Origin of the sequence: Corallococcus praedator (assembly GCF_003612125.1) — a bacterium.
Taxonomy (GTDB): domain Bacteria; phylum Myxococcota; class Myxococcia; order Myxococcales; family Myxococcaceae; genus Corallococcus; species Corallococcus praedator.
This window is the reverse complement of sequence record NZ_RAWI01000361.1, coordinates 1-9,551: the sequence shown is the minus strand read 5'-3', so window position 1 is coordinate 9,551 and position 9,551 is coordinate 1. Positions and strand designations below refer to the sequence as shown.

At 69.9% G+C, this 9,551-nt stretch carries 8 protein-coding genes and 1 pseudogene; all 9 read left to right on the top strand.

Features of this window, described 5'->3' with window-relative positions; translation table 11 throughout:
• Nucleotides 1–56: 56 nt before the first annotated feature.
• Complete coding sequence (locus D7Y13_RS32575) at nt 57–1,019, top strand: alpha/beta fold hydrolase (RefSeq protein WP_120583265.1); 963 nt, start codon at nt 57–59, stop codon at nt 1,017–1,019.
• Nucleotides 1,020–1,177: 158 nt separating this feature from the next.
• The gene (locus D7Y13_RS32570) at nt 1,178–3,082 is read left to right on the top strand and encodes a lamin tail domain-containing protein (protein WP_120630882.1); all 1,905 of its coding nucleotides are present in this window, start codon (nt 1,178–1,180) and stop codon (nt 3,080–3,082) included.
• 85 nt (nt 3,083–3,167) lie between these two features.
• The gene (locus D7Y13_RS32565; protein ID WP_120583267.1) at nt 3,168–3,953 is read left to right on the top strand and encodes an exodeoxyribonuclease III; all 786 of its coding nucleotides are present in this window, start codon (nt 3,168–3,170) and stop codon (nt 3,951–3,953) included.
• 30 nt (nt 3,954–3,983) lie between these two features.
• On the top strand, nt 3,984–4,763 hold the full coding sequence (locus D7Y13_RS32560; RefSeq protein ID WP_120536814.1) for a lysophospholipid acyltransferase family protein: 780 nt from the start codon (nt 3,984–3,986) through the stop codon (nt 4,761–4,763).
• Between the two features lie 143 nt (nt 4,764–4,906).
• Nucleotides 4,907–6,469, top strand: coding sequence for a DUF7125 family protein (locus D7Y13_RS32555; protein WP_120583268.1), 1,563 nt, complete (start codon nt 4,907–4,909; stop codon nt 6,467–6,469).
• Between the two features lie 2 nt (nt 6,470–6,471).
• The gene (locus D7Y13_RS32550; RefSeq protein WP_120536816.1) at nt 6,472–6,837 is read left to right on the top strand and encodes a response regulator; all 366 of its coding nucleotides are present in this window, start codon (nt 6,472–6,474) and stop codon (nt 6,835–6,837) included.
• 434 nt (nt 6,838–7,271) lie between these two features.
• Nucleotides 7,272–8,060, top strand: coding sequence for a hypothetical protein (locus D7Y13_RS32545; RefSeq protein ID WP_120536817.1), 789 nt, complete (start codon nt 7,272–7,274; stop codon nt 8,058–8,060).
• A gap of 65 nt (nt 8,061–8,125) precedes the next feature.
• On the top strand, nt 8,126–9,340 hold the full coding sequence (locus D7Y13_RS32540; RefSeq protein WP_233595485.1) for an ROK family transcriptional regulator: 1,215 nt from the start codon (nt 8,126–8,128) through the stop codon (nt 9,338–9,340).
• Nucleotides 9,337–9,551: pseudogene (locus D7Y13_RS32535) on the top strand (glycoside hydrolase family 16 protein); the annotation flags it as partial. The gene D7Y13_RS32540 and the pseudogene D7Y13_RS32535, both read left to right, overlap by 4 nt.

Below are 9,551 nucleotides of genomic sequence, written 5' to 3'. Positions count from 1 at the left end.
GGGGAGGGGCTGGCGACCCTTGCACGCGGGCCTGCCCGGTCGCATGGTGGGCGGGAATGTCCTACCGCCGCTCGACCCACTTCGTCACCGCCCCGGATGGCACCCGGGTGGCGGTCCACCACCACGACGCGGGCCTGCCGGACGCGGAGCGGGACCGGGTGCTCGCGGGCCGGCCGCCGGTGCTGCTGACCAATGGCATCGGGACGTCGGAGAACTTCTGGCGCCACATCGTCACCAACCTGGAGCAGGACCACCGCGTGGTGCACTGGGACTACCGGGGGCACGGCGGCAGCGACGAGTCACGCGACGGCGACTACCGCGTGAAGGTGCACGTGGACGACCTGGAGCGCGTCACCGAGGAGACGATTGCGCGTGGCAACGGCCGGCCGCCGCACCACATCGCCTTCTCCATGGGGGTGCGCATCCTGCTGGAGCTGTACCGACGCCGCCCGGAGTTGGTGCCGTCCATGACGCTCATCGCGGGGACGCCCGGGGTGCCGGGCGCGGCGGATCCCCGTTGGGGTTCGCGGCTGGCGCTGTCCGCCACGCGCCAGATGCTGCGGGCCGGTACGCCCTGGGTGCCCGTGGTCGCGCCCGCGGTGAAGGCCGTCATCGCCAGCCGCTTCGCGGATCCGCTGGCCCGGGCCGTGGGCGCGCTGCGCGCCCGGGCGCCGCGCGAGGACATCGCCGAGTTCCTGGACGCGCTCTACCGCATGAGCCCCCAGGCCTACTGGCACACCCTGCGCGGCCTCACCGAGGGCCACGCCTGGGACGTCGTGTCCACCGTGAGCGTGCCCGTGTTGATCATCGCCGCGCGCGATGACGTGCTCGTGCCGCTGAGCGAGGTCCAGCGGCTGCACCGCGCGCTGCCTCAGGCCGAATGGCTCCAGGTGGACGACGCCGGCCACGCGGGCCTGCTGGAGGCCGGAACGGAGATCTCCGAGGCCGTCCGGTGCTTCCTCCTGGTCCACGGGCTGGAAGCGCCGGCCTCCGTGCAACCCCCCGTGATCCGGGGCTGATCCAACCCTCAGGATGGCCCCCCTCCAGGGTTGTCGGGTTTTGAGAAACCGATGGCCTGCGTCGTCAAGAAAACGGGCTCCGAAAGTGCCCGGGTGGATTTGCGTCCTCCTGTAATTTTGTGGTTTTTAGGAGGCTCTGTACTCAACACGGAGTCTCCATGTCCTTGTCTTTCCGGCACTTGCTGGTCCCTTTGTCAGCGGTGCTGTTGTTGTTGTCCGCGTGCGGTGGTGATGATCCGAAGGACCCTGTCTGCGGCAACGGCATCGTCGAGAGCGGTGAAGCGTGTGACGACGGCAATCGCACCGAAGGCGATCGCTGCAACAACAGCTGCCAGATCACGACCCCGACGGTCGATGCGGGCACCGAGACCGACGCAGGCACGGTGACGGACGCGGGCACCGAGACGGACGCGGGCACGGAGACGGACGCGGGCACGACGACGGATGCCGGCACGGAGACGGACGCGGGCACGGAGGCGGACGCCGGCACGGTCGACGCGGGCACGGAGACGGACGCCGGCACGGTCGACGCTGGCACGACGACGGACGCCGGTACGACGACGGACGCGGGCACCGAGACGGACGCGGGCACGACGACGGATGCGGGCACCGAGACGGACGCCGGCACGGTTGACGCGGGCACGGAGACGGACGCCGGCACGGTTGACGCGGGCACGGAGACGGACGCGGGCACCGAGACGGATGGCGGCGCCATCGACGCGGGCCCCGGGCCGGATGCAGGCACGGAGACGGACGCGGGCACCGAGACGGACGCGGGCACGGTCGACGCCGGCACGGAGACGGACGGCGGCACCGACGCGGGTCCCGCGCCGGACGCTGGCACGGAGACGGACGGCGGCACGACGGACGCGGGCACGAGCCCCGTGACGCTCACCGCGCTGGAGCCGGCCGCGACCTTCGCGCGCTCGGGCACCACGGGTGAGACGATTCCGGAGTCCCTGGAAGTGACGCTGAGCGCCCCGGCCGACACGGCCGTGTTGGTGCAGGTCACCTCGTCCAGCCCCTCGGTCACCGTGGCCAACAACGGCCAGGTGGTGGTGCCGGCGGGTGCTCGTTCGGCGGCGGTCATCGTGACGGCGAACGCGGCGGCGGGTTCCGCCAAGGCGACGCTGACGGCCACGCTGGGCTCGGACTCGCGTGCCGCCACGGTGCGCGTGCTCGGTGAGACCGAGGCCGCCTCGCTGGCGTTCCTGTCGCCGGAGACGGTGGAAGTGGCCCCGGGCAAGACGGTCAACCTGACCGTGACGCTCGACGTGCCGCCCGCGACGGACACGATCATCGCGCTCTCCACGACGGGTGGCGTGGGCACGGTGCCTGCGTCGGTGACGGTGCCGGCCAACCAGATCTCCGCGAAGTTCGCCCTCACGGGTGGCGCTTCCGGCGCGACGGGCACGGTGGTCGCCACGCTCAACAGCCAGTCGGTGTCCGCGCAGGCGAAGGTCACCTCCGAGCCCACGACGAACCACATCATCATCAGCGAATTCGCTGGTGCGGGCCCGGGTGGCGCGAACGACGAGTTCGTCGAGCTCTACAACCCGACGAACGCGGAAGTGAACATCGGTGGCTGGAGGATCCAGTACAAGAGCGCCACGGGGACCTCCTACACCGGCAACTTCGTTCTGCCGACGAGCGCCCGCATCGCGGCCCACGGCTACTACCTGGTGGCCAATGGCAGCTACGCGGGCTCCGTCGCCCCTGACGCGAACTGGGCCGGGACCATCTCCATGAGCGCCACTGCGGGCCATGTGCGAGTGGGGCCCGCGAACCTCTCCACTGCCATCTCCGACGCGAATGCGGTGGACACGCTGGGCTTCGGTGCCACGGCGAACTCCGCGGAAGGCGCGAGCCCCGTCAGCAGCGTGCCCGGCGCCGCCGGCAGCCTCGAGCGCAAGGCCAACGCCGGCTCCTCCTCCGCCACCATGGAGAGCGGCGCGGACGCGACGAAGGGCAATGGCTACGACACGAACGTGAACAACGCGGACTTCATCAGCCGTACCACGCGTGGCCCGCAGAACAGGGCGAGCGGCACCGAACAGCCGTGACGCACTGAGTAGGACCGGCCCCCATCGTCCTTCCAGGGACGGTGGGGGCTGGAAATACCCGCGCGCTTTCGCCATAAGCGGGGGCGTGCGAGTCGTCTCCTGGAACGTCAACGGTCTGCGCTCCATCCACCGCAAGGGGTTCCTCCCGTGGCTGTCCAAGGCCCGGGCGGACATCGTGGGGTTGCAGGAGGTGCGCGCCCGCGTGGAGCAGCTTCCCGCGGAGGTGCGCTCCCCCCGCCGTTGGAAGACCCACTTCGTGGCCGCGGAACGTCCCGGCTACAGCGGCGTGGGCCTCTTCAGCCGCCATGAGCCGGACGCCCTGGACACCCTCCTGGGAGCGCCCGCCGTGGACGCGGAAGGCCGCCTCCAGTTCGCCCGCTTCGGCAAGCTCACCGTGGTCAACGGCTACTTCCCCAATGGCAACGGGAAGGACCGGGACCTGAGCCGCATCCCCTTCAAGCTGGACTTCTACCAACGCCTCTTCGCGCGGCTGGAGAAGCCACTGCGCGACGGCGAGCGCGTGCTCGTGATGGGCGACTTCAACACCGCGCACCGCGACATCGACCTGGCGCGCCCGCGCGAGAACCGCGAGACCAGCGGCTTCCGCCCGGAGGAGCGCGAGGAGTTCGACCGGTGGATCCGCTCGGGCTGGGTGGACACCTTCCGCCACTTCAACCCCGCGGGCGGTCACTACTCCTGGTGGAGCCAGCGCGCCGGCGTGCGCGAGAAGAACATCGGCTGGCGCATCGACTACGTGCTGGCGAGCCCCGCGGCGCTCGGCTACGTGCAGAAGGCCGCGGTGCATCCGGACGTCCACGGGTCGGATCACTGTCCTGTGAGCGTGGACCTGGATCCGGCCGTCCTCTCCTGAAACCCCAATCGTGCCCAAGGGACCCCCGTCATGAACGCACTGCTCTCCATCTGGACCTGGGTCGAGGTGGGCCTCGTGGCCCTGGTGGGCTTCTTCGTCCAGCTCACCCTGTTCATCTTCACCGCCCTGTTCGACAAGCGCCGTCAGGTGGCGGGGCGCTGCTTCCGGCTGGTGGGCTTCACCGCCGCGAAGCTCACGCCCTTCTGGCGCTTCGGCACGCACGGCGTGATTCCCAACGGCATCGCGCCCAACACGGTGGTGGTGAGCAACCACGAGTCCAACGCGGATCCGTTCCTCATCTCCCACCTGCCGTGGGAGATGAAGTGGCTGGGAAAGAAGAGCCTCTTCCGCGTGCCCGTGGTGGGCTGGATGATGAGCATGGCGGGGGACATCCCGGTGGAGCGCGGCGATCGCGACTCGGCCGCTGGCGCCATGGGGCGCTGCAAGGCGTGGCTCGCCAAGGGGATGCCGGTGATGATCTTCCCGGAGGGCACGCGCTCCAAGACGGAGGACCTGCTGCCCTTCAAGGACGGCGCCTTCCGGCTCGCCATCGAGGCGCAGGCGGACGTGCTGCCCCTGGCGGTAAGCGGCACGCGGCTCGCGCTGCCCAAGCACTCGTGGAGGTTCGCCACGTCGCGCGGGCTGGTGACGGTGGGCACGCCCATCTCCACGAAGGGGATGACCCTGGACGACGTGGAGACGCTGAAGAACCAGGCGCGCGCCCAGATTGAATCCCTGCGCGCGATGCTCAAGCCCCTGACGGGAAGCGGGACGCCCGTCGCGGCGACGGACGCCCACGTCGCCCGGTGAGCAACCGGCGGGCCGGGTGGCATGTTGTTGGGCATCGGTCGCTTCCCAGATTGTTGTTCGTTTCAGCCAGGGCTGGACTATGGAGTCCGGAGGACCGTCATCCACGGCCCTGACCGGCGCGCCGCGCCCAGGAAGGAAGCGTGATGGGTCCGGAGGGTCCTCGGGAAGAACAGCGGCTGGCCACGGGCATCCCCGGTCTGGACACGGTGCTCTGCGGGGGCCTGCGCAAGGGCCGCATGTACATGGTCCTGGGGCTTCCGGGCGCGGGGAAGACCATCCTCGCCAACCAGATCTGCTTCCATCAGGCGACCGAGGGTCGCCGCGTGCTGTACCTGACGCTCCTGGCCGAGTCGCACACGGACCTGGTGAACAACCTCCAGACGCTGTCGTTCTTCGATCCGGCCTGCGTGCCCGGAAACATCAGCTACCTGAGCGCCTTCACCATCCTGGAGCAGGGGGGGCTGGACGCACTCGCGGCCCTGGTGCGCAAGGAGGTCAAGGCGCACAAGGCCTCGCTGCTCGTGCTGGACGGCCTGCTGGCCGCGGAGGAGCTGGCCCCGTCGCGCCAGGCACTCAAGAAGTTCATCCACGGCCTCCAGGTCGTGACAAGCCTCATCGGCTGCACCACCCTGGTGCTCACCACCGGGGGCGACAAGGGCCTGCGCGCCGAACACACCATGGTGGACGGCCTGCTGCTGCTCCAGCAGCGCATCTTCGGGGTGCGCACCCTGCGCGAGTTGAGCGTGCGCAAGTTCCGGGGCAGCGCCTACAAGATGGGGGCGCACAGCTTCGAAATCACCGGTGACGGCCTCACCATCTACCCCCGCCTGGAGTCGATGGTGGACGGTCACCTGGTGCCCGGCGCGGGGACGCGTGAGCGCGCTGCTTTCGGCGTGCCCGGCCTGGACACGATGCTCCAGGGAGGTGTGCCCGCGGGCTCCACCACCATCCTCCTGGGCCCCCCGGGCAGCGGCAAGACGCTGCTGGGCATGAGCTTCCTGGCGGAAGGCGCCCGGCGGGGGGAGCCTGGCCACTACTTCGCCTTCTATGACGCACCGGAGCGGATGCTCGCCCAGGCGGCGGGGGTGGGTCTGCACCTGCAGCCGTTGATGGAGCGGGGCGACCTGGAGGTGAGCTTCCGGCCGCCCACGGAGAACATCCTCGACAAGCTGGGCACCGAGCTGCTGACCTCCATCCGGAGCGGGCGGGTGCGCCGCATCTTCCTGGATGGCTATGAGGCGCTGCGCCGCGCCTCGCCGCGCAAGGCCCGGGTGTCACGCTTCCTGGCGGCGCTCGTCAACGAGTGCCGGGTGCGCGAGGTGACGCTGGTCTACACCGCCGAGTCCACCACCGCGTTCGGTCCGGAGGTGAAGTTCCCGCTCAAGGGCATCTCCATGGTGGCGGAGAACATCCTGTTCCTGCGCCTGACGGAGCTGCACTCCGCGCTGCGCCGCTTCGTCGCGGTGCTGAAGGTGCGCAACAGCGACTATGACCCCTCGCTGCGGGAGCTGCACATCACCGGCAAGGGACTCCGGGTGGGCAATCCCTTCGCGGAAGGTCAGATGTTGGTGACGGGCCTTGCCCGCACGCGCGCGCAGGAGACCACCCCCCTGTCCAAGCCGAGCCGCAACGTCCGCAAGCGTGCGGCGGCCAAGGCAGCCCTCCCGAAGCCACCCCGGAACGTCCGCAAGCGCCGAGGGACCTGACCATGGGGCCCGTCCTCATCGTCGACGACGAGTTTGGCATCGTGGAGGCCGTCCGCGACCTGTTGTCGGACGAGGGCTACCGCACCGCCACGGCCCTCAACGGCCGCGAGGCCCTGGAGCGGATGGCGCGCGAGCGTCCGTCGATGGTGCTGCTGGACTACATGATGCCGCTGCTCAACGGCCCCGGCGTGCTGGAGGCCATGCAGCGCGACCCGGTCCTGCGCGACGTCCCGGTGGTGATGATGAGCGCCAGCCCGCCGGAGTTCTGGCTGCACCTGCCGTGCGCGGGCTTCCTGCCCAAGCCCTTCGACATCGAGCAGCTGCTCGCCATCGTCCGCCAGATCATCGGCGGGCCTCCGCTGCACTAGTTTCGCGCCACCTCGAAGGCGCGACGTCTGTCCAAGCCACCGCGAGGCAAGCGGGCGCGCACCGCGTGCTCCACCCTCGCGTGACCGCCTCAGCGGACATTCCCACCGCCGGCTGAAAACCCTTCACACGCCGCAGCGCGGCAGACGCGCCAGCCCGGTTTACCGGGTGTATGGCTTCGTCGCGCGCTTGCAAATCAGTGAAGGGGGCTGGTATTTCTTCGACCATCGAACGAACTCGCATGTGTTCGCGATGAGCGGGGACGCGGGATGGCTCCATGCAGCAGGAGCCCAGGGTGGCAGGGGAGGGTGTCCCCCTCTGACGCGCAGCGGCGGATGTAACGCAGCGCAGCACGCGAACGGCGACTTCCAACATCGACTGATTTCTTCGCCGTAAGAACGAAGTCATCCCAGCAAGACAACCAGGAGGGGATCGCATGAATCGCAACAAGCGTTTCGCGTGGACGTGGGCGGCCGCCGGAGTTTTCGCGGTCGCGGGACTCATTGGCGCCTGTGATCCCGAGGACACGGACAAGCCGACGCCCCAGGCCGACGCCGGCACCAAGACGGACGCGGGCACGAACACGGACGCGGGCTCCAACACCGACGCGGGCACGAACACGGACGCGGGCTCCAACACCGACGCGGGCTCCAACACCGACGCCGGCACGACGACGGATGCGGGCACCACCACCGACGCCGGCACGGAGACGGACGCGGGCACGGTGGACGCAGGTCCGCAGTCGGCGTTCCCCCTGGCGGTGGACGGTACCTGGGGTGCCAGTGGCTACATGGGTGACAACGACGGCATCACGGACGAGCCCACCTGCGCCGCGACGCGTCCTGGGACGGGCCTGGGGGTCTGCCACAAGTTCACCCTGACCAAGAAGGCTCAGGGCTGGGGCGGCGTCTACTGGCACTTCCCCGAGGGCAACTGGGGCGAGCTGGACGGCGCCGAGGTTCCTCCGGGCGCGAAGTCGGTGTCCTTCTACGCCTGGGGCCAGGCGGGCGGAGAGGTGGTCGGCTTCTTCGTGGGCAGCGGCGCCGCATCCAAGGACAAGTTCAAGATCGAGACGGGTGACATCACCCTGAACGCGCTGCCGACGAAGTACACCATCGACATCAGCATCATCAATTACGGCAAGGTGGGGGGTGGCTTCGGTTGGTCGGCGGGCGGCAAGGATGTGCCGACCGTCTTCTTCCTCGACGACATCCACTGGCACTGACGCCCCACCGCGCCTGAACGGCGCGCACACCAGACACAGAACGTGAGCGGACGATGAAAGCGGGAATGGCGGTGTTGACGGTCGATGCGGCGGGCATGCGCGCGCAGAACAGCGGCCTGTTGCTGAACATGATCTGGCGCGAGCGTCAGATCTCCCGGGCGGAGATCGCCCGGCGCACGGAGCTCAGTCCGTCGACCGTCTCCGCCATCGTCGCGGACCTGGAGCATGCGGGCCTGGTGCGCAGCATTGGCGCCGGGGTCTCCCGCGGGGGCCGCCGTCCCACGCTCATCGGCTTCTGTGACGAGGCCTTCAGCCTGGTGGGCGTCGAACTGGGCGCCTCCCACGTCACGGTCGTCCTCACGGACCTCCGCGGCCGCGTGCGCACGCAGAGCAAGGCGAGCCACGCGGTCCGCGGCGATCCGGAAGGGTCGCTGCAGAAGGCGAAGGAGCTGGTGCAGGAGTGCCTGGACGCCGAACGCGTGCCCCGGCGCTCCGTGGTCGGCATGGGGGTGGCGGTGCCCAGCCCCGTGCACCCAGCGTCGCCCGGAAAGATGTCGCCCCTCATCCTGCCCGCCTGGAAGAACGTGGACGTGCAGGAGTGGTTCGAGACGGCCTTCGACATGCCGGTGTTCGTGGACAACGACGCGAACCTCGGCGCGCTGTCGGAGTGCTTCTGGGGCGCGGGCTCCGGGGGCGAGGACCTGACGTACATCAAGCTGGCCACCGGTATCGGTGCCGGCCACATCATCCACGGCGACGTGTACCGGGGCGCGGGCGGAACGGCCGGTGAAATCGGGCACATCGCGGTGGACTCCAACGGGCCGCTCTGCGTGTGCGGTCTGCGCGGCTGCCTCGTCACCCTCATCGGCTCCACGGCGCTCACCGAGAGAGCCCGCGAGCTGATGGGAACGCGGGGCCGCAAGGGCCCCACGGTGCGCGACCTGGTGGACGGCGCCCGCGCGGGTGACGCCGCCGCGAAGCAGATCATCGACGGCATGGGCGCGTACCTGGGCATCGCGGTGGGCGGCCTGCTCAACCTGTTGAACCCCGCCATCGTGGTGCTCGGCGGAGAGATTTCGTCGGTGGGCGAGATGCTGCTCGACCCGTTGCGCGCGTCGGTGCGCCAGCGCGCGCTGTCCGTGTCCATGGCGGAGACGCGCATCGTCACGTCGGCGCTGGGAGAGCGGGCCATCGCCGTGGGCGCGGCCACCCTGGTGTTGCAGGCGGCTCTTCGGGACCGCTCCCTGTTTCCCACGCAGAACGTCGGGAGGTCCGCATGACGTCGCGTCGTCTTCTTGCCGCCCTGGCCCTGTCTGGCCTGGGCCTGATGTCGTGTGATCCCGCCGCCGGGGTGGTCAACAAGCCGGAGACGCCGAAGCCCGACACGGTGCTTCCGGACACCGGCTGGGAGCTCGTCTGGCAGGACGAGTTCGACGGCCCCGCGGGCACGCTGCCCGCGAGCGAGCGCTGGCGCCCGGAGGTGGGCGGGGA